Source organism: Prevotella melaninogenica (genome assembly GCF_018127925.1).
GTDB lineage: Bacteria > Bacteroidota > Bacteroidia > Bacteroidales > Bacteroidaceae > Prevotella > Prevotella melaninogenica_C.
On the sequence record NZ_CP072347.1, the window covers coordinates 554,627 to 576,869 of the forward strand.

Below are 22,243 nucleotides of genomic sequence, written 5' to 3' on the forward strand. Positions count from 1 at the left end.
GTGTCAAAATGGATACATCCTCTTTCACTCTCTTTTTTTTACGCATTACTTGTTGATTTTCCGCTCATGGGGATGCTCGGCCCAAACCGCTCAGTGTTTTCTGGTATAGCTTATTAAGCTACACCTGTACTTAGGATTGCAGTTCTATGTTGAGCTTTCGATGCTGGTGTCCTACAAATCGGATTTTATGACTGGAAGATTGAACGTGCCGCTCAAGGCTTGAGCAGGTAAAAGAAAGTTACTAGTCTTGCCATGATATTCACGGCGAGTCCAGCAACCTATCTTTGTCAAAGTGCAAAAGTGCAAAAGTGCAGAAAGTGCAAAGTGCAGCGGATAGAAATTCCTGCACTTCATTCCAGTAGTTTTTTCAATATGGCAGCTCCAATCTTACGCTCTAACCCCTGTTTGCTCATGGAGATTCCCGTCTCACGAGATATTTTCTGCTTCGCTTGGGTTATGCCAAGAGCTCTTTTCCATGAGAACGAGAGCCCTGGTATTGGAGATTTCTTACTCATGACTTTGGTTGGTTCGTTGCAGTTCCTGTCTGGATATACTGTGAAGGGTTCTTCTCTATCTTTGTCAGTTCCTCTTCACGCCATTTGGCGATAGCTGTTGTGAGAAGTTCTGCTTGCACTGTCGCTATTTGATTCAACAACTCTTTATTAGCAGCCATTTCTGCCTCAAGTCTGCTATGATTCTTTTCGGTAGAAATTTTGACCTCTGTATTTACGTTGTCATTCAAGTCAGATATTTGTTGATCAGAAAGCACTCTTACCCGATGCATCTCCGAACGAAGCAAGTCATCATATGGGCCAGATGCTATCATCATTTTGAAGAAAGTAGGAGTTGTTTCTATAATAATAAACAGCAACATAACGAAGATAGAGACGAGTTGAAGCGAAAAATTCTCTGACTTTACATTGCTAAATGCCTCATATCTCACGCAGAAACCATTCTCTTCCGAAGCCTTTGAAATGTTGGCACCGGCGTTGCTCGCATTAGCTGAAATTTGTTGCTTTATATCGGTCAGTTCTGTTTGGTGCGCAGATGTCCAGTCATCCATTTCTTTCTGAATAGCATCTCGGTTTGCCTTTTTGTCTTCATATATAGGACCATGGCCAACTTTTCCACTCAGGGCAGTACCCTCAGCTTCCTGCTGTAGCTCATAGTTGGCTTTCGCCAGACGTTTACTTATTTCCTTGCGCTCTTTCTCTAGTTCATTACGACGTTCAATGAATGACTTATTGCCTAGCTCAGATTCCTTTCTAGCATCATTGGCGCGCTTGATATTGTCAATTACTAATTGATGATCTATCCTGTCCTCGAATATCTTCATCTCAAGAGGTGTCGAAATAACAATGCCAAGAAAAATAGCCATGATAATTCTGGGCAAGCCGCCGATAATTTCATCTTTGCTGATGGTGTGCTTGCCATCTGAATACATGGTATTTACGATAAATCGGTCAAGATTAAAAATCAAGAGGCCCCAAAATATACCGAAGCAGATAGCCATAAGTTGAGCATGACCGTCTATGTGGTCGGTTGATAGTTTCTCTATATCGGGGTTAGCAAACACGAAATACATAGCATAGCCACCAGAAAACATAGCCATCAACGCAGTAAAGAGAATTGTACCACCCATACCGGCATACTTGGCGTAGTCGGCGCGACACTGTCTCAGAATCTTTTTGTTTACTCCAGCGCAAGTCCAAAGGAACTCGTTTAGGAGTCCTCCCCATTTCATCTCGTTTGCAGGTTCATTAACTTTATCCATGTTTCTTGATTTTTTTCAATTTGTTAAACACATTGTCTAATTTTACAATGATCTTATTCCACCAATTATTACGATTCAATGGGATATGTAAACTGTGGAATTTATCGATACTGATTTTGGGAGTTTCTTCAATCATGGCTGCCGACAACTCTATCTTCGGAGGGTCCTTCAGGTTGAGCGTAGCTTGAAGCATATTGAAGTTAATGCTCACAGATACATTGTTGATTATCTGAGGAGTAGGTACCATTATCGATTTGATTATAGGGAGGGGCAGTATCTTTACTTCTATCTCCTTATTGGTTTCTCCAAAAACATCAGCAACTTTCAACCTATATTTTGTGTTTCGACGAGGCTCTACTATTTGACTTCCTATAGTTTCCACCATGCCATGACCTTCAAGTTCTACTGAGATGGCATTACAAATATTCCAAGAGAGGACAACTGGTACACCTGAAACCGTAAATTCTTTATCAGCGCAAAAATCTATCTTGCATTCAGGTTTTACCTCTATAGTTACTGTTAGCTTGTCTTCTCGTCTTCCATCAAGACTTATAACGGTAAGAGTATACGTTGTGTCCCGTGCTGGGGAAACAACCTTGGAGGCTTTTGGCTCAACTATCTCAGTGATGTTGTCGTAACTCAACTTTACAGCCTTAGCATTTTTTACATTCCATGTAAGTGTAGAAGAGTCACCATTTCCTTTCCTTAGTATTGTTGACGATGCGGAGAAGTTTGTCTGCCATTTAGTAAGGAGTTCGTCAAATGGTCTGAGATTGTCGATGTCTGTTTCTGAAAGATATTGCATCAACGCTTTCAGTAAGAGAGGGAATACTCCGTCCAGACTCTTTAGCCTTGTATAAATAGTCGAGGACGTAATATCCTCGTAATCTTTTGCCGTAAACAATAACGCTTCAGACCCTTCTACTTGATAGTCATCTATCAATGACAAGTCTCCAGAGATAGCCAGTATACTTGTGTAAATGATAAGTTCCGAGAAGTAATCAAGTCTCTCTGATGATTTGTGATTATTCTTTCTGCACGGGTGCTGATAATCCTTCTTGCCGATGATGATATCGTCAAAGTCATTCATCGTTGGCACATACATTGAATCGTAATCAATCAGATATAGTTGTCCGTTATTGCCTACGATAATATTCTCATGCTGGAGGTCACCATGGGCAAACTGATGTAGGTGCATATCATGACATAGAGACAAGAAATCGTCAGCCAGTTTCTTCAAGGTTAGCTTATCTCTGTGACTACATATAAATTCTTTCAGATTGAGCCCATCCACCCATTTCATCCTGGTTGTTGGGTATATTTTACCTCCAACCACGATACCCTCATCTACATAGGTGAACTCACAGAAATAAGGCAGAGGATGCTTTGATAACGCTTCGGACACAAGTTCCATCCTATGTTTGACATTCCCCAAATCACTATGCCAACAACGAAAAGCCCATTTCTCACCATTCTTCACAAATGGATACACAGAGGTGAATCCCCCAGAGTATCTCTTGGGATTACCGTCTGGCAAAACCTCAAAGGTTCCGTCTTTAACAAATGAATCCTTGATTAATGCCGGGACAAGTATACTTTGTGTTATCTCTGATATTTCAGGCATTTTACCACTTCTTGCTTATATTGTCTATATTAGGAGTTTCACTGATACGAACATTCTGTTTCCATTTGGACGACATATCTTCTGCTCCTTTCTTGTAATCAGGTTCAGAAGGAGGGGTGTAACTGTTGTTAACCCACTTGCTTGATATGGAATCAATAGGCGAACCCACTATTTCCTCCAATGGATTTAAGTCTTCAATAGATATCTGTAATAGAGCATCTTTTAGTGATTGGGACAAATGTTTAAGTTCAGAATCTGTTTCAAGTACCTTGAATATGTTTGAACTTCCACGAGAGGCAATATCGTCAGAATTAAAAAGCAGTGTGTCGGTATCTTCTATCCCAAGATCATTCCATAATGACGGCATCTTTGACAATGCAAGAATGCTTATGTAGATGACCAACTCAGAGAAGTAGTCTGCCTTGGGGGTTAGTTTCTTGTTCTGCCAGCGTGCAGGATGCTGATACCCCTCAAGGCCCTTTATGTCATCTGAATAACCATCAAGAGATGGAACATACATGGAGTCATAATCCACAAGCACAAGTTCACCGCTGTCCTTCACCATGATATTTCCATGCTGAAGGTCGCCATGAGAGATACCGTGCTCATGGAGTGATTTTGCCATTTTCAAGAAATTAGCAGCAAGAGTTTTCAACTTCTCTGGAGAGTAGAGATACTTACTTATATAATCTTTTAGCGGCGAGGCATCAACCCAGTCCATAGCGACAATAGGCTGAACGCCTTCATTTGTCAAAATACCATCAGAGAAATACTCAAAACCTACGAAATAAGGCAATTGAAGGCGCCGCAGTTCATCAGCAATCTCCTTAGTCCTTTTCTGAGCATCGTCTACGCTTGCATGCCAACACCTTATGGCATATTTACGATTGAGATTTTCAAATGGAAAGACCACACAGAAACCTCCTGCATAACGAATAACGGTGTCGTTACGCTTCACCACATGGCCACCCATTAAGACGGGGGATTTAAATAATTGTGGAGTTTCTATAGCTGACAGATACTCACTACATTCCGGAAGTTTTGCCATCTTCTAGCTTTTTTACACGTTCTTCGAGTTTCTTTATTCTCTCAAGCAGTTGATTGACAAAACTCTTTAATTTCTCAAGTTTGATATTCATCTTCTTCCTCTTCTTGTTTTCTTTCTTCGGGATGATAGAACTAAGGGAGTCGACTAGTTTTGAGAACTTCTCCCGTAGTGAAGCTGTGTTATCTTCTCTTGTAAAATTGTCAGGAGTCTGTTCCACATAACTTTCGTCTTCGGCAACATTGCTTCCTACTTCATGTGTGCTCGAAGCCTTTTCTGTTGGGAGGATTGGACTTTTTTTCACAGACTCCTGGGCGATTAGATTACTTAAGTTGTCTGTAAGGCTGACTTTAAATTCTGAGACACCATCGTTCTCTATGATTACAAGTGTAGTGTCGTCGTTATGCATTTTCTCTTCCTTGCGCCATTTCCCCACCAGTTCTATAAACTCTTGGTGTGATTGTATAGATAGAAGAGACTCAACATATGATTGCTCTTGTCCTTCGGCGTGTTTTCGATAGAGAAATTCAGAAAGGGCATCTGTTACAAGTAGAAGTTTTCCACCAGCATCGAGAACATCATCCTTAATCTTGGGTTCTCCCTTACCACCTTCCATACTATCGAAATAATCTGGATGATTACCAAAATCCCCTTCTTGCGAGCGAATAAAATCCGTAATGTTATTATTGGCATCTAACTTTACGATGCAGGAATCTCCCAATACGTAGCTGCTGTATGCTGCCTCCTTTTCGAACTTAACGCCACACAAGGTGGAGCCCGCTCCTCTACGCTCTGCCAGGATGTTCTCAAGCATCCATGTGGGCTTGCCTTTTTCTTGCTCTGTTTCTAGAAAATTACGCACACGTTCCATCCATAGTAGACGAAGATTCTTAATCTCATCCACAGCTTTAGGTTTGAAATCGTCGTTTGCGTATGCGTTGGCAAGCAGTTCTGCCCACCATTGAGGAAAAATAGACTGAGACATGCCATCCGAGACCGCCACAGATTTCCTCTCTACGTTTATAGAGAAGAAATCCTGGCAGTCGGAATATTGTTCAGCCTCTTTGTGTGTTATGAAGCCACGAACTATCATTTTTTATCTTTTTGTCCCTTACTTGAGCCGAAATTAATTAGATTGATGAGGTCAACACCCTCTGCATGGAAAATGCATCCACGAGCATTGTCGCTCATAGGTAGTTCATTCTTAGTTGCAGCCTCTTTATAACCTTCTGGCACCACACTTGTAATCTCGTACAAGAACTCAGCACCGGCACCAGTAGAAGATATTGCTGACTTGTCATTGGGGAACACAACCTTTGTTCCATTTTCCGAACCAACCTCAGCGTTGAATATCAATACGTTGCCATCCTCACAAGAAAGGTTCATTATTTCGTTTGCAACGTCAATGGTTTCACGCATGCAAATACTTATATCCTGACCATTATAATACGGAATTCCGTCGGAGATGTTGATGATAACAGGTGCGGGATTCTGTGGCTTGTCTTCCATCCATTTGGAGACAAGTTCTTTAGCCATCTCAAAGGCACCCTTCATGTTTGTAGTGCCATCCTTGTCAATGGCTTCTACCCAAACTGGCATCTTTGTGTCTATTTCAATGATTCCGCCAGCACCATCAGGCATCTTCTTCTTCACAGAGTCTATTCTTACAGGATTACTATACAAATCCTCTAGGTATCCAGAACAAATCTCCTTCACATTATGGTTATATCCAATAACGGTGATAAAACAACGGTTCTTTGGCTTTTCTCCGTTGAAATTCTTCTGGATAATCTCATTGATAACTCGGTTGATTACCTTTGAGGCGAAAGATGTCCTTGTCTCTCCTTCGTAAGGACTCATCATAGAGCCGGACTGATCTATCAAGATGATAAGGTAGCCTGGTGTTGCGGAACTCCATTGCATGTCGTTTGCTGCCATAGGTAGTAAATTTATTCCGGCTGCTCCTGTTCAGATAGTTAAGTTTAGATTAAGTTACATACAAGCGCAAAAACGTGGAGCTACGTCCTGTCACTCGTTCCACACTATAAGGCTTCTAGCATTGCCCTGATTCTCGAAACGAGCAACGCCATTAGCCCCACGCTGATGTAGATATATAGTACTTCCACGCCCTGCCAAATAAATGATAGGACACAATGAGGGTTGTATGTAGTACACCCAGTGAAGCATTGACATTGCTTTTTTTTGACAATCAGTTTGAACTTTGCAAGAATTCTATAGCGTCAAATCCAAAGCATCAGTAAACGCCTTTGCCTATGTATGCGCCCATCCTTATTCCGCTCCTGCTGTCTTGCGACAGAGGCTCGGAGTGAGGTAAGCGGTCGTAAAATTAAGCAAAATCAGACAAACCCACAAAAAAAATGTAGAGAAATGTGTGTCGGAGTTAAAAAATGACTGACAGTATCAGCAAGATAATACCCAATATCTACCATATTGTATATTTGAGCGCTACAAGGCGTCAATCTTTCAATAACCAGAAAGATTCCCATTCCCCACATTTCAAAGAATTCATCAACGTATGATTAATTTTAGCGAAACATAAGGCAATTGATGCTTAATAGGCTTGCAAAAGATGCCCTTTTAAAGTCTTATTAACGCCCTTTTGAAACCTTGCTAAGCATCTTTTGAATCCTCTTTTTGCAACTACTTGGTAATAAATGACTTAGAAAGGAAATAAAACAACTCACGTTTAAGTTATTTCCCTATCTTTTCTTTGAACATTTTGTCAATATATTTCCTTGTCTTTTGAAGTTAAATCTTACACAGAGCCAAAGAGTTAAGGGAGGGTTTATTTAAAGATATGTATCCACAGTGCGCTATTAATGCAAAATAGAGGAGGTGTGGACTGTTTTAACCACTTTTCTATTTGAAATCTAATAAGTTGCGTTTACTTGTGGAGGGATTAAGTTTGCCGGTCATCTTTTTTTTATTATCTTTGTAGCTGGTATTAACTTTATAATGATGAAGAAGTTATTTTCAACCTTGGTTGTCCTTTTGATGACATCGACGATGCAGGCTCAGTATCAAGAGCCGGTGCGACGTGACACGTTAAAGTTGCAGCCATTAAAGGGCTTAGAATATAAGGTGGAGATGCAGGGGAGCCTTTCAAAAGGCAAGACCCCACTCTGGCTCAATGCCAATAAGTATGGACTCAGTTCGCTGGAGACGGCGAACGGCTATCTACGTGGGGGCATAGAACGCCCATTGAGCACGGATGAAGGGCAGAAGTTCGGCTTAGGCTATGGGTTAGATGTTGTCGTTCCTATCAATTATACAAGTAAGGCTGTTATCCAGCAGGCATACGTGGAAGGGCGATGGTTACATGGAACACTGACCATTGGAGCTAAGGAACAGCCGATGGAACTGAAGAACAATGAGCTCAGTTCGGGTTCGCAGACATTGGGTATCAATGCTCGTCCTATTCCGCAGGTGCGCTTGGCATTGTCAGACTATTGGACACTACCTTTTGCGAATGGCTGGTTACACCTCAAAGGACACGTCGCTTACGGAATGATGACCGACCAAAATTGGCAACATGACTTCACCGCTAAGCAGTCGAAATATACCGACCGCGCATTCTTCCACTCTAAGGCAGGCTATCTGAAGGTGGGCAATGATGAGGTGTTCTGTCCGTGGTCGTTGGAGATGGGATTAGAGATGGTTAGTATCTTTGGCGGTACCTCTTATCTCCCTGGTGGGCATGGTGCCATGAAAACCATAGAGAATGGGAAAGGGCTGCACGCTTATTGGAACGCCTTTCTCCCCGGTGGTGCTGACAATGGTGAGACAACTTATCAGAATGTGCAGGGCGACCAATTGGGCAGTTGGGTGATGCGTTTCAACTATGATGGCGACTGGAGTGGTTTTTCACTCTATGCCGATAAGTTCTTTGAGGACCATTCAGCCATGCTTCAGCTTGACTATGACGGTTATGGTGAGGGTAGCGAGTGGATGGAGAAGAAGCAACGTCGCTACTTGATTTATGATTTCAAGGACTGGCTCTTAGGTTTTGAATATCGTTATAAACCAGATAATTGGTTGAACACTTTTGTCGTTGAATACCTTTATTCAAAGTATCAGAGTGGTCCGATTTACCATGATCACACCATCACGGTAGCCGATCATATCGGAGGCAAGGACAACTACTATAACCATTATATCCTCCCCGGTTTCCAACATTGGGGACAAGGCATTGGTAATCCGCTTTATCGTTCGCCAATTTATAATGAAGATGGGACTATCTACTTTAAGGACAACCGTTTCGTGGGTTTCCATGTAGGTTTGGGTGGTCATCCTTCAGAGTATTTCAAGTGGCGCTTCCTCGGCACATGGCAGGAGGGATTGGGAACCTACGAACAGCCTTACACGAAGAGACGACACAATGTGAGTCTGATGGGGGAGGCTACCTATACACTGCAAGGACAGAAACTTCCGATGTGGATGAGAGGTGTTGATGTCCGAATGGGCATCGGTGCCGACTTTGGTTCAGTACTCGGTGGCAACAACTATGGTATGCAGTTGACCATTACGAAGCGTGGTTTGTTAGGAAAGAAATAGCCTTTTTATTGTGTAAAAAGAACAAAATAGAATATGAAAAGAATAAAGATATTATCTTTTGTCTTGCCCCTACTGACACTCCTCTTCTCCTCTTGTACGTTGGAAACGGACAATGATGCAGGAAGAATGGAGGGAATGTGGCATCTTGTGAAGATAGAATCAATGACATCCGCTGCAAATGAAGACTTGAGTGAGCAGGTAATCTTCTGGTCTTTTCAAGCTAAGCTCTTGCAGATGGAGGATAAGACAGGACAGCATTATAGCTATCTCTATCGTTTCCGTATTGATAATGACCAACTTACGTTGACTTCTCCTTATCAGTTTGACCGTGAGAATGGCGACCGACCACTAACAGCTTATGAGTCAACATTAGGCTTATATGGTATTAAAAGTCTTACGCCAGTGTTCCGAATTGAGAAGATAGACAGACGAAAGATGATATTGAATGATGGGGCGGTAAGGCTCTACTTTGATAAATTCTAAGCGGTTAAACTCTATTGAACCCTATTGATATCATGTGAGTTATTAGCATCTTTGGATTTTTATCTTTCTCTTCTTGACACGCTCTATCCCTCTTTAATAGACGTGCGGACGCCTAACACATGACGTGCGGAGGCTTCGCACTATTGGTGCGGACCGTAAGCACATAACAAAGTAATACGGTGTGAAAGCTATGCAGAAGGGTAGTTTTTGTTTAAGATATTGCTTTAAGTCATTATGGCTACGAAATAACAAAAGGCAGGTGTGAGCCTGCCTTTTGTGTATATATTAATAACGCTGCTTAGTTTTTAGTTTCTTACCTTTTTACTTCCTCTTTATTCTGTGAAAGGAAGTCCACCTTTCCTTCTTATAAAGACATCGAGGGTATATTGGAAGGTGATATAGATAATAATATCAATCGCAATAATCCATGTCACAAGAAGTTGATTGAAGAGAGAAAGGTTGATGATGATAAAGATAAGCGACAGTGCAATGATGCTTATCAAAGCCTGATGCTGTGTCATTCCTGCACGCATTAGCTTATGGTGGATATGGTTTTTATCCGCTCTGAAGATCGGTTTGTGGTGAAGAATTCGAACGATGATAACTCTGAACACATCAAAGGTTGGTACGAGGAGTAAGGTCACGGAAAGGAGCGTTGCACCCTTCTGATAAGGCATGACATGTGGGTTATACATACAGAACTTAATCAGTAGTACGCCAAGGATGTAACCAAGTGTCAGACTACCAGAGTCTCCCATGAATATCTTTTGGTTCTTTTCCTGTTTTCCCCATATGTTATGGTAAAGGAAAGGAATCAATACACCCATCAGTCCAGCAATAAGGATGCAATAGACCCATATCTTTTCGCGTTGGAAAATAAAGAAAAGACCCGATAAAGCGATGAGCGTAAGGCTCGCAGAGAGGCCGTCAATACCATCTATCAAGTTGATGGAATTCATGATAAATACCAGTACGCCAATGGTTAACACCGCCCCTACGAGTGGCGGAATCTCATAGATACCCAAGAATCCGTAGAGGTTGTTGATGTAAAGATAGGACATCGGAAGCAGACTTGCCACAATAATCTGCATGAGAAGTTTCTTCTTTGCCCGTACGCCAAAGATGTCATCGAGTACGCCTGTTATATAGATAACGGTGATACCCACGCCAAAGAAGATGCTCCATGGGCTGACCCCAATCTTATTGCCTTTGCTTGTATAAATCCACGCCAATAGTGCAACGACCGTAGCAATCAGCATACTGGGCATAAACGATACACCCCCTAAGCGAGGAACAGCATTCTTGTGTATTTTTCTGGCATTTGGTGTGTCATATAATTTTCTCTTTTTACAAAACGAGAGAATCTGTGGAATCATAATGAATCCACAGACAGCACTCATGGCAAAAGCAAACAGGCTTATCAAAATATATGTTGACATGTTGTATGTATTCTTGTGTTTAATAAAACTCAAAAATTGTAATTATATTGTATTTGGGCGTCATAAAAAGTATAATTATTATCTGATGATAATCGTTTTTGCGAAATCTTCTCACTGTGAATGGTTATTTGTTATTTTCTTTTTGTAAATTTGTAGCTAAAGAATATTAGTTGAGTCGTTGTCTATTATGGGCATTGGGCGGTTCTATTAAGTATTTTTTGTTAAATAATCCTTGAGCATCAACGTATGGAACGTATTGACATATCAGTTTTAATGGCTGTCTATAAGAAAGATAATCCAACTTTCCTTCGTGAAAGTTTAGATAGTATCTTTTCTCAGACAGTGGAGGTTGCCGAGGTCGTTTTGTTAGAGGATGGACCTTTGACGGATGCTTTGTATGACGTTATAAAGTCTTATAAGTTGAGATATTCAACTTTGAAAGTGGTGTCATTCCCAGAGAATAGGGGGTTGGGTAAGACCTTAAATGATGGCTTACTACTTTGTAAATATGATCTTGTGGCACGTATGGATGCTGACGATATCTGTAAACCGAATAGGTTAGAGGTAGAGTATAATTGGCTAAAGGCGCATGAGGACTATGACGTGATAGGCTCTTGGGTGGATGAATTTACAGACGATAAGACGCGGGTAAAGTCGATAAGAAAGGTTCCTGAAACGTATGATGAGATAAAGAAATATGCGCAGTATAGATGTCCTATAAACCATCCGACAGCTATGTATAAAAAAGTAGCAGTGCTGGCAGTAGGTGGTTATCTCACAGAATATTTCCCTGAAGATTATTTCCTTTGGTTGCGAATGTTGAAGAATGGAAGTAAGTTTTATAATATTCAGGAGTCTTTGTTGTGGTTCCGTTATTCGGAGGAGACGGTAGCAAAGCGAGGTGGTTGGGCTTATGCTTGTGATGAGGTGCGTATCTTGGTACGGATGCTGAAGATGGGCTACATACCTTTCCATGTTTTTTGTCAAAGTGTTGTAATCCGTTTTACCACTCGTGTTATGCCTTTACCTATCCGTCAGCGGTTATATAATTTGATAAGAAAAACATAGCTTTGCAGGATTGAATAAGCTAAGAAGAATCACACTTATCTACAAAGAGATGATACAATAAAATAGCGAACATTACGTTTCTATTTTTATATCGTAGTTAATTATTAAAGATAAATACAGAATTAAATATAGTTTCAATGGAAGACAATAAGAAAGAGAAAGTTGCAGTAGTTTCCTTTCTCAAAAAACTTAAGCATGACTTGTTACGATACGTTATCGTATTTGTTGTTGCTTTGGTAGGATCAATCTTAGTGATTCTACCTGTTCCACGCTATTATAAGTGCGATATATCACTTGCTCCAGAGATGGATAATACCGAGAACGGAGGTAAGTTGAGTTCTATTGCGTCTTCCTTTGGTGTGGATCTTGGCGATGTTGCTTCTGCCAATGCCTTACAGCCAAGTCTTTATCCAGACCTGATGAAGTCAAATGAGTTTATTAAGAGTCTGCTACAGATTCCTGTAGAGACAAAAGATGGTTCGGTAAAAACCAATTACTACGATTATCTTTATAATCATCAGAAAGAGTCGCCATACGCTAAAGCGATAGGATGGATTGGAAAGAAGTTTAGCGATAAAGACAGTCTTACAAGCAAAATAGACTCTATTAATCCGTTTATGCTTAATAAAAAGCAAGACGAAATCTTCACGAGTATAAAGAATAGTATTGCATGTGACATTGATATTAAGACTGGATTGATAACGATTTCAGTGGAAGATCAAGACCCATTGATTAGTGCTACGATTGCTGATTCGGTACGAGCTAAACTGCAGGACTTCATCACCAACTATAAAACAAACAAGATGAAGAATGACGTGAAGTATTATACAAAGTTGGTCGCAGAGGCAAAGAAGAAGTATGAGGACGCACGTCAGAAGTATGCAACCTTCTCTGATGCCAATCAAGATGTTATCTTACAAGAGCTTCAGTCACAACGTGATGACTTGGAGAATGATATGCAGTTGAAGTTTAATGCTTATAGTGCGTTGAGCACACAGCTGCAAAATGCACAGGCAAAGTTGCAAGAGCATACTCCTTCTTTTACAATAGTTCAGAGTGCCTCTGTACCTGTTAAGCCTGCAGGACCAAAGCGAATGGCATTTGTTTTTATTGTTGTTTTCCTGAGTATGATGGTTACATTCGTTATTTGTAACTTCTCGTTATTGTTTGGTGGAGCAAAGGGTGAATAGTTGATGATTAGAGTGAAGGATATCATAACGCGTATAAACTCATATTCTATATCACGAAGAATGGGGCAAGGGCTGGTGTGGTCGTTCACTGGAACGGCTTTAGCGAAGTTCCTTACCTTACTCGTTGGTATCATCTGTGCCCATATTTTGCAGAAAGAAGCATACGGAGAGTTCTCTATGGTGCGCTCTACGATTAATATGTTTATTGTGCTTGGCTCTGCAGGATTAGGTGTTACGTCAACTAAGTATATAGCAGAATACAGGGAGAAGCAGGCTGATAAGATTCCTGCTGTCTATGCTGCAACGAACTACTTTGGACTTTTAATGGCCATCATAACGGCAATCCTGATACTGTTAGGCGCACCGTTTATAGCTAATAACATCCTTCACCATCCAAGTATTGTCCTGCCAGTACGTATAGGTGCGGTGTTATTGTTCTTTTCTATCATCAATGGTGTACAGAATGGAGCATTGATGGGCTTTGAAAACTTCAAGGCAATCGCTATCAATACATTGTTGGGAAGTGTCTTAGAATCGGTTTTAACGATTCTTGGAGCATATTATTTTGGTGTTAATGGAGCTATTCTTGGTTTTGGAATGGGATTCATCTTGATATTTGTTACGAATCATCTTTCTATCAATAAGAACTTCTCAGCTATTCATATAAAGAAGTTAAGCATAAAGAAACTCCATTTAAAGGACTTCTCTATCTTATATACTTATAGCCTTCCAGCAGCTTTGTCGGCATTACTTATCACCCCTTCGTTCTGGTTGATACGCTCAATACTTGTGCGTGCAGAGGGCTTTCAGGAACTTGCAGTCTTCGAAGCGGCTGACCAGTGGAAAGTTATTATCTTGTTTGTTCCCACAGCCTTCAGTCAGATAGTCCTGCCAATCCTATCCAGTTTACATAAGGAAAAGACCTCCTTTGTATCTACTTTGAAGTATAATATGCTCATTGTAGGCATTACGGCTTTGTTATTATCTATTGGTGTAATGCTCTTCGGTGGTTTTATCATGCGACTGTACGGTGCTACTTATGACAATTCTGTACCTGTTCAGATACTCGCTATATCTACAATCTTCTCTGCATTGGCTAATGTTCTTGAGATGGCAGTATATAGTCTTGGTAAGATGTGGCAATGCTTTGCTATCAATATTGTTTGGGCTTTGCTAATGGTTGGATGCTCTTATTATCTTTGTATGAGAGGAGATGGGGCTAATGGCCTATCAATGGCAGTATTAGTCTCTTATGTAGTGTCCTTCTTTATGTTTTTGGTGTACACCATCATTGTTGTTAGGAAGGAGGTAAAGTGATGTCAGAGAAGGTTCGTTATATCTTATTTGCACTCTTTCTTTTCCTTACACAGATACTGGGTACAGGCATTGTTCCAATGGGACTGTTCGCCCTTTCGCTGTTAATGATATTCTCACCTACCACCTTTCTACGTAGTCTGAGATATACCCCAATCTTCTTTTTATTCATCTGTCTCTCCTTGGGAGTCGGTTTTTACTTTGCGTTATGCAATGGTCTGAAGCCATGGAACATAGCTTATTGGGGACAATTCTACTTCCTTTGTATTCTTCTCTTAGGTGTTAAAGATAAGAAGATGTGCTTGGAAGCGTTGCGTATCTTCGTTTTTATCATCTTTATTCTTGACTTTGGAACGAATCTCTTGTTCCTTGTCGGTGTGAATGTACCCTGGACTGAACTGCCACCAGTGCGCCCTGGTGAAGCACTTGCACGTTTCCCAGGCTTTAAGGGTAATGCTTTATATTCAGGAAGTATCACCTTTGTGAGTGCTTGTTATATGCTCAACCAGAAGAAGGTGAATAAACTTGTCTTTTACATAGGGCTTGCCTCAATGGTGGGTAACCTCATTTTGTCAGGTTCGTATCGCTATCTTATCATCGGTGCGGTCGTTGCAACGATGTATTATCTGCGTTTGTACAGAAGTAAGATTATGATGGTTGGACTGTATGTTTCAAGTATTGTCATAGTGTTTATGGCAACACTTGTCACGATGTTCTCTAATCTAAGCAACTTCTATCGAGCGTTTATTTGGTTCCATTTCTTAAAAGAGATAGCAAAAGACCCATGGATAGGACATGGATTCTTCAATATCCATTTGGATGAAAACCAAGACTTTAGTACACCTTCTCATTTGATAGCCAATGGCGTGACAGAGTCTTGTATCTTGACACTTGGTTATAGTTTTGGTGTCATTGTCTTGTTATTCTTCCTCGTAAGTATTGTCAAAACATTGTTGAGATATAAGGCATACCGACGTTATTCAGTAGAGTTAGGACTGTTTATCGGTTTAACTTTGGACCTCTTTTGGGGTGGAAGCTTCGATAATACCTATACCTTTGCATTATTGTTATTGAGTTGGTATGTAATCAATGAAACAGCTTGTAAAAAAGAATTGAATGAAGACATTCACGATAGTAATACCGACGTATAATAATCTCGACCTTTTTAAGAGTGCGTACAGTTCTGTCTGTAAGCAGGATTTTAAGGACTATGAGGTTGTTGTAGTAGATGATTCCACTGATTCGTCTATAGAGGATTACGTGTCTTCGCTTAATAATCCCATTCTTATTTATCGACATCATGTGCCCTCAGCAGGCGCAGTGAGTAATTGGAATCATGGTTTACAGTTAGCAAGTGGTAAGTATGTTATTGTATTACACCATGATGAGGCTTTCGAAGAAGACAATTATCTGACTTCTCTAAACGTACAATTCCAAAAGGGATATGACGTACTTGTGAGCCGTGTAAAGGTTTTTAATGGTGGAATATTAAAGTCCAATATGTTCTCAGAGGCTGTGATGAAAGGCTTTATAGGCTGTCCTTCCCTTCTTTTCCTTTGTAATGTCATTGGTCCTTGTTCCTGTGTTGCTTTTAAGCGAGCGCATATTACAGACTTTGACAACCGCCTTAACTGGCTTGTTGATGTTGATTGGTATTACCGTCTACTGAAGGGGAAGCGCAGAAAGTTCTTAGATCATCTTCATATCAACTCTTTTAACGACCATGAGGATAAGATTACAAATCAGATAGATGTGAAACAATCAGAGGTGAAAGACATAGCTATTCTCAACGTAAAGTATAAGTGTCATTCTCTATTAAGATGTTGCTTATTCATCAATAAAATGGTTATGCTCTATGATTTAAAGGGTATAATAAAGAAACTCATCCGCAAATGAAGATAGTAAAGATATTAGGTGGCTTGGGCAATCAGATGTTCCAGTATGCTTTATACCTCTCCTTGCAGGAGTCTTTTCCCAAGGAGCGTGTGGCACTCGACCTTTTTAGTTTCCACGGCTACCATCTGCATAATGGTTTCGAACTGGAGAACATCTTTTCTGTAGCGGCTCAGAAGGCTTCAGCTACTGACATTATGCGCATTGCCTATTACTATCCTAATTATCTTTTATGGCGTATTGGCAAACGCCTACTCCCACGTCGTAGGGGTATGTGTTTGGAAAGTTCTACGCTTCGTTTTGATGAATCGGTGTTGACGAGAGAAGGAAACAGATACTTTGATGGCTATTGGCAGGACGAAAGATACTTTGCCGCATATCGCGAGAAGGTGTTGAAAGCCTTTACTTTTCCTGCTTTTAAGCGCACGGAAAACCTATCTTTGTTAGAGAAATTAGATGAAAACAGCGTTGCGTTACACGTAAGACGAGGAGATTATGTTGGTAATAATCTTTATCAAGGTATCTGTGACCTCGACTATTATCGTACTGCCATTGAGAAGATGTGCGCTCATGTTACGCCCTCACTGTTTTGTATCTTTAGTAACGACATCGCATGGTGTCAGCAGCATCTTCAGCCGTATCTGAAAGCTCCAGTAGTCTATGTGACATGGAATACAGGTGTTGAGAGTTACCGAGATATGCAGTTGATGTCGTGTTGTGCGCATAATATCATCGCAAATTCTTCCTTTTCGTGGTGGGGTGCATGGCTCAATCAGAATCGTGAAAAGGTGGTTATTGCACCTAAGAAATGGTTGAATATGGAAGAATGTCATTTCACTTTGCCAGCATCATGGATTAAAATCTAAATTCTTTTACTGCTGTCTGATACGAATAGAATAGCATATTTTCTTCTGCTAAAACTCTTTTAGACTATGGGAATGGTTAGTGTAACGCTTTCCCGACCACCAATTCATTCCCTTTTTGTACTCTATTGTGAGGCTATAAGTGCTCCGCACCAATGGTGCGAAGTATGAACACGAAATGTGCGGGGCACCAACACGAGTTTAATAGATGGTATAAAATGATTTTATACAGGTGATATTCATCGTGCGGTTTTAATAAAAAAGAAGTTAGGTCAGTACAAATTGCATTGACCTAACTTCTTTTTTATTTACTCCAAAACACTGTCTACAGTCTTGTTGACAGAGATAATTCCTTACTTCAGCAAGTTTGCAATCGTAGCAATGACGGCTGCGATGCTGGCAGCACTTGAACCGACGCTGAGGGTTTCAGCAAGGCTCATCTTGCTTTGTATCTTTGTTGGAACGATAATTTCGCAACCTGGACGAACCTTAGCATTGTGGCCAACCTTTGCTAACATGCCGTTCATGTAGAGAATATAGGTGTTGCTTTTTTTCGCATCACTGGCGAAACCACCAGCCTGATCGATATAGTAAGCAACGCTCTTGCCCTCAACATAACCGACAGAGTTAGGGAACATAACCGCACCGTTAATCTTAACGGTTCCATTGTATTGTGGAATGACGATGTGATCGCCCTCACGAAGGACGATGTCGGCATCACTTCCTGGATTAGCTATCGCCTTATCTAACTCGATACCAACTGGGTATACATCAGGAACTTTGAACTTCTCCTCTAACTTCTTGTTATTTTCTTGTATTGCTTGAAGAACACCTGCATCCTTAGTTTTCACAGCTAAGTTTACCATGTTCTTATGTTGCTGTTCCAACTGCACCTTATAGATATTCTCCATTCGTATGCGTTCGGATGGAGTAGGGCGACGCTCTAAGCGCGCACCTTTGATATATCCTAATTCTGTTGCACCACCTGCAGCCTTATAAATGTCGCTTAGGCGCATCTTTCTTGAGGTCAGTGTGTAGTTTCCAGCAAACACAACCTCACCTTCAATACTAACATTCTGCTGATTGGTTGTACCCGGACTCTTACGTACATACACCTCATCGTAAGGTTCAAGAACGAAACCTGGCGCACCATCGATGACAAAGCCGTCACGTAGAGAGAAGGAGTAGGTGCGGGCGATGATAGAGTCTGGCGTCAGTGCTTGTGGGTTTGTGATACGACGTGACACATCTACTCTCACCGTAGAGGCACTCTGTTTCAGACCTCCAGCTTGCAGGATGAAGTCTTCTAACGACTCATTATCAGCGTATTGATAGATACCTGGATAGAGAACTTCACCATGAATGGTTATGGTTCGTTGCTCCTGTGCATCCGTACGTGTAGGGATGAAGAGTACATCTTCATTTTGTATAGGGATGTCAGCCACACGACCCGTAAGGATTCCGTCCACATCTACCGAGATAACCTCTAATGTGCGGTCAGCCTTCTTGCGGTGTAAAACGGCGTGTGGAGCAAATGCCACCTCTGTCAATCCGTCTGCAGCTTCAATCAAACCGCGTACGCTATTGATGCGTCCACCAACCTCATACATACCCGGACGGAACACGGCTCCCTTGATTTCAACCATGTTTTCGTATCTTGGAATAACCGAGTCTACACTGATAGAGTCTTCGTCAGCAACACGGAAGTTGCGCATGTCAAACTCATTAACATTGAAGATAGAATACTGGCGACCCGTCTTTCTGCGTACACGTACCGAACGTGTATAGGCATCACCAGCAAATCCACCTGCATAACCGATGAGTGTTCCAAGGCTTTCGCCACGTTTCATCTCATAGAACATTGGGCGTTTCACCTTACCGCTAATCTGTGCAAGCATCTCGTAAGGACCCACAACGATGACGTCGTTATCAGCCAAGCGCACATTACCACTCAGATGACCGCGACGAAGGAAGTCGTATACGTCAACCGTAGTGATGAGTGTTCCTCCTCTATAAACCTTGATATTACGCAGTGTTCCTAAGTCACCGATACCGCCAGCCATGTAAAGTGCGTTGAAAACAGTGGCAAAAGCTGACAGTGTATAGGTACCTGGGGTCTTCACTTCACCCACAACATTCACCATGATGGTATGGGTCTGACCAACAGAGAGGCGTATGTTCGAACTACTAAAACGCTTACCAATCTTCTCACGGATACGGTTGTTCGCCTGATCTACAGTCAATCCACTCACCTGAACAGGACCGAAACCCTCCAAGGTGACGTAACCATCAGGGGCAACCGTTGTCTGGTAAGACTTTTGTGAAGCACCATATACATCGATAAACACAGCATCACCGGGACCAATACGGTAGTTGCGAGGCAGCGCCATGTTCATGTTTGGTTCAAAAGAAAGACTCTTATTATTAAAGATGTCACGTCCCCAGACCTTCTTTCGGTTACGACTCAGCTGCTTCAGTAGGTTTTCATACATTGCAGCAGTGTCCTGTGGCATCCAATCATTCATCTCAGCCTGCATCTTCAGGTACTCACCATCGTTCTCATCGTAGGTGTTTGTCCACGAACGATTAGCCGAGATACGTCCCTCTGAGTATCTGTTTATCTCCTGCTCGTTGTTATTGTAATCATCGAGTGTCGCATCAGCGATTTGTCGTTTGCTCTTTCCTGGGGCAGAAGTAGGACTTGTCTGTCCGTTATTTGTACGACTACGATCCGTTGTTGTACTCTCTTTTGCGGCTCCGAAAGCAGCATTTCCCTTCTGCATCTTTTCGTATATGTTTCTCACGCGGCGTATCTGCGAGATGTCTACACCACTCTGCATGAGCTTGGTGACAATCTGCGCTTGTGGAGTACCTTTCTTGTGCTCCTTCTGCACGAAGTCCATTACCTGCGTATCCGTCATAGACGACTGTGCAAAACCGTTCAAAGAACATAATGCGAGTAATACAAATAGAATATATTTCTTCATCTTTCTGTTTAGAATTTCTTTCCAGTAACAATTTTTAGAACCGTCTTAATGACGATGGTAAAGTCCAACCACAAGGTGCGATGTTCCAAGTAATGGATGTCCATCTCCATTCGTCGGAGCATTTTCTCCATCGTATCGGTATAACCATTGTAGAGTGTTGCCTCAGAAGTAAGCCCCGGTCGCATCTGATAGATGAGTTGATAGCGGTTGGTCTGTTCGATAATCTTGTCGATAAAGAACTTACGTTCAGGGCGCGGACCCACGAACGACATGTCACCTCTGAGCACATTCCATAGCTGTGGTAGTTCGTCTAAGTGATGCCCACGCAGGAACTGTTCCAATCGAGTAGAGTTCGAACTGTCACATTTTGCAACAAGTTGCGGACCCTCTTCCTCCACAACACTGCTCATTGTACGAAACTTAAAGATAGCAAACGGACGTCCTTTATATCCGATACGTATCTGTCGGAAGATGATGGGTCCATTGCTTTGATAAGTAATAAGAATACTGATGAGGAGAAATAGAGGAGAGCAGATGATAAGTCCTATGAGCGCACCAACAATGTCAAAAGCACGCTTCAAACAGCGTTGAAGCTTTCCCATGCCATCATGACTCTCGTTTTCTCTCATTTGGTTATTCGTACTTTGATCCGTATAGTTATTATAACTCTATTTTCGTTATTTTGTTGCAAAGATACGCTTTTTTATTTATTTATTAATCAAAAATCCTTATCTTTCCACATCTTAGCCGTATCTTTGCATAGAGAATAGGGTGCTATCATGCGTAAAATTATTCACATTGACATGGATGCTTTCTTTGCTTCGGTTGAGCAAAGGGACAATCCAGAACTGAGAGGGAAGCCTATCGCTGTCGGTTTCGATGGTCCACGTGGCGTGGTGTCGACTGCCAGCTACGAGGCTCGTCCCTTTGGCGTTCATTCTGCCATGTCAATGGCGCAGGCGAAAAGGCGTTGTCCGCAACTGATCGTTGTCTCTTCACATTTCGATAGATACAAAGAAGTGTCACGACAGATTCATGCTGTCTTTCATGAATACACCGATTTGGTTGAGCCAATCTCATTGGATGAGGCGTTCCTTGATGTTTCAGAGAATAAAAAAGGAATAGAACTGGCTGTCGATATAGCGAAAGAAATCAAGCAAAAGATATTCGAGCGTACCTCGCTAACTGCCTCTGCAGGAATAAGCTACAATAAACTATTGGCTAAGATAGCCTCTGATATGCGCAAGCCAAATGGACTCTTCACGGTACATCCCGACCGTGCGCTTGATTTTATCGGTAAACTCCCTGTTGAGAAGCTATGGGGCGTTGGTCCAAAGACGGCTGAGCGAATGCATAGTATGGGTATCTTTACGGGAGAGCAACTGCGACAAATATCGCGAGAACACCTTGTGCAGGTGTTTGGTAAGATGGGTAATGTCTATTATGATTTCTCACGTGGCATTGACAATCGTCCTGTCATCGTTTCCTATGAGCGTAAGTCTGTGGGCTGTGAACGTACTTTTCTTGAAGATTTACATATCGAATCGAAGATAATCATCGAACTCTATCACATCACTTTGGAGTTAGTTGAACGAATCAAAGCGAAAGATTTTAAGGGTAGAACCCTCACACTAAAACTGAAGTGGGATGCTACAACGCAGATAACACGCAGTCTTACACAGGACAGAATCCTCCGAACGAAAGATGATATCCTTCCTCTTGCCAAGCAATTATTAAAAGATACGGACTATAAGAATCGCCCTATCCGCTTGATGGGACTCTCTGTTTCTTTGCCCGAAACGAACGAAAAAGAAGGACAAATACGCCCTCAATGGATAGAAGGATTGCTTCCTTTTAAAGAAAATGACTTTGTTACGTAATCGTCTTGTACTATCTTCTATTTACAATGGTGAACTTAACGCTCCTTCTTCCTTATCTTTAAGTGGGGTAGGGATACTGCGCACATCGTGTGCTGATGCTCCGCACAT

General features: G+C 41.6%; 17 protein-coding genes. 9 read left to right on the top strand and 8 right to left on the bottom strand.

Annotated features, from left to right (window positions below; translation table 11 throughout):
- Positions 1-511: 511 nt before the first annotated feature.
- From J4861_RS02045 to J4861_RS02065, 5 genes are all read right to left on the bottom strand, one after another.
- The gene (locus J4861_RS02045; protein ID WP_211816506.1) at positions 512-1,774 is read right to left on the bottom strand and encodes a DUF4407 domain-containing protein; all 1,263 of its coding nucleotides are present in this window, start codon (positions 1,772-1,774) and stop codon (positions 512-514) included.
- Positions 1,767-3,398, bottom strand: a complete 1,632-nt coding sequence (locus J4861_RS02050) for a protein kinase family protein (RefSeq protein WP_211816507.1) — start codon at positions 3,396-3,398, stop codon at positions 1,767-1,769. Before J4861_RS02050 ends, J4861_RS02045 begins: the two co-directional genes overlap by 8 nt.
- A gap of 1 nt (position 3,399) precedes the next feature.
- On the bottom strand, positions 3,400-4,446 hold the full coding sequence (locus J4861_RS02055) for a protein kinase domain-containing protein (protein ID WP_211816508.1): 1,047 nt from the start codon (positions 4,444-4,446) through the stop codon (positions 3,400-3,402).
- Positions 4,424-5,428, bottom strand: a complete 1,005-nt coding sequence (locus J4861_RS02060; RefSeq protein ID WP_211816509.1) for a hypothetical protein — start codon at positions 5,426-5,428, stop codon at positions 4,424-4,426. Before J4861_RS02060 ends, J4861_RS02055 begins: the two co-directional genes overlap by 23 nt.
- A 104-nt stretch (positions 5,429-5,532) precedes the next feature.
- Positions 5,533-6,381, bottom strand: a complete 849-nt coding sequence (locus J4861_RS02065) for a vWA domain-containing protein (protein WP_211816510.1) — start codon at positions 6,379-6,381, stop codon at positions 5,533-5,535.
- A 1,041-nt stretch (positions 6,382-7,422) separates the two neighbouring features.
- Between J4861_RS02065 and J4861_RS02070 the strand changes: the two genes are divergently transcribed.
- Both J4861_RS02070 and J4861_RS02075 read left to right on the top strand, forming a co-directional pair.
- Positions 7,423-9,018, top strand: coding sequence for a capsule assembly Wzi family protein (locus tag J4861_RS02070; RefSeq protein WP_211816627.1), 1,596 nt, complete (start codon positions 7,423-7,425; stop codon positions 9,016-9,018).
- 33 nt (positions 9,019-9,051) lie between these two features.
- Positions 9,052-9,501 carry a lipocalin-like domain-containing protein gene (locus tag J4861_RS02075; RefSeq protein ID WP_211794936.1) on the top strand — a complete coding sequence of 150 codons (450 nt, stop codon included), beginning with the start codon at positions 9,052-9,054 and terminating at the stop codon, positions 9,499-9,501.
- Between the two features lie 332 nt (positions 9,502-9,833).
- Here the strand turns inward: J4861_RS02075 and J4861_RS02080 are convergent, their stop codons facing one another.
- Positions 9,834-10,940 (bottom strand): MraY family glycosyltransferase, encoded by a 1,107-nt coding sequence (locus tag J4861_RS02080; protein ID WP_211816511.1) that lies wholly within the window; start codon positions 10,938-10,940, stop codon positions 9,834-9,836.
- Between the two features lie 246 nt (positions 10,941-11,186).
- Between J4861_RS02080 and J4861_RS02085 the strand changes: the two genes are divergently transcribed.
- The 6 genes from J4861_RS02085 (at position 11,187) to J4861_RS02110 (ending at position 17,271) form a co-directional block, all read left to right on the top strand.
- Positions 11,187-12,008 carry a glycosyltransferase gene (locus J4861_RS02085; protein ID WP_211816512.1) on the top strand — a complete coding sequence of 274 codons (822 nt, stop codon included), beginning with the start codon at positions 11,187-11,189 and terminating at the stop codon, positions 12,006-12,008.
- A 137-nt stretch (positions 12,009-12,145) separates the two neighbouring features.
- Positions 12,146-13,198 (top strand): chain-length determining protein, encoded by a 1,053-nt coding sequence (locus J4861_RS02090; RefSeq protein ID WP_211816513.1) that lies wholly within the window; start codon positions 12,146-12,148, stop codon positions 13,196-13,198.
- Positions 13,199-13,258: 60 nt separating this feature from the next.
- Positions 13,259-14,515, top strand: coding sequence for an oligosaccharide flippase family protein (locus J4861_RS02095; protein WP_249110799.1), 1,257 nt, complete (start codon positions 13,259-13,261; stop codon positions 14,513-14,515).
- The gene (locus J4861_RS02100) at positions 14,515-15,663 is read left to right on the top strand and encodes a ligase (RefSeq protein WP_211816515.1); all 1,149 of its coding nucleotides are present in this window, start codon (positions 14,515-14,517) and stop codon (positions 15,661-15,663) included. Before J4861_RS02095 ends, J4861_RS02100 begins: the two co-directional genes overlap by 1 nt.
- A complete protein-coding gene (locus J4861_RS02105; RefSeq protein WP_211816516.1) occupies positions 15,629-16,408 on the top strand; it encodes a glycosyltransferase family 2 protein in 780 nt (259 codons plus the stop codon). The genes J4861_RS02100 and J4861_RS02105 overlap by 35 nt, the downstream gene beginning before the upstream one ends.
- Entirely contained in the window at positions 16,405-17,271 is an 867-nt protein-coding gene (locus J4861_RS02110) for an alpha-1,2-fucosyltransferase (protein WP_211816517.1), read from the top strand. Before J4861_RS02105 ends, J4861_RS02110 begins: the two co-directional genes overlap by 4 nt.
- A 350-nt stretch (positions 17,272-17,621) precedes the next feature.
- Here the strand turns inward: J4861_RS02110 and J4861_RS02115 are convergent, their stop codons facing one another.
- Both J4861_RS02115 and J4861_RS02120 read right to left on the bottom strand, forming a co-directional pair.
- On the bottom strand, positions 17,622-20,255 hold the full coding sequence (locus J4861_RS02115; RefSeq protein WP_211816518.1) for an SLBB domain-containing protein: 2,634 nt from the start codon (positions 20,253-20,255) through the stop codon (positions 17,622-17,624).
- 8 nt (positions 20,256-20,263) lie between these two features.
- Positions 20,264-20,884, bottom strand: a complete 621-nt coding sequence (locus J4861_RS02120) for a sugar transferase (RefSeq protein ID WP_211816519.1) — start codon at positions 20,882-20,884, stop codon at positions 20,264-20,266.
- Positions 20,885-21,034: 150 nt separating this feature from the next.
- Here J4861_RS02120 and dinB point away from each other — a divergent pair, with 150 nt between their 5' ends.
- Positions 21,035-22,135 carry a DNA polymerase IV gene (gene dinB / locus J4861_RS02125; RefSeq protein ID WP_211816520.1) on the top strand — a complete coding sequence of 367 codons (1,101 nt, stop codon included), beginning with the start codon at positions 21,035-21,037 and terminating at the stop codon, positions 22,133-22,135.
- The last annotated feature ends 108 nt before the right edge of the window (positions 22,136-22,243 follow it).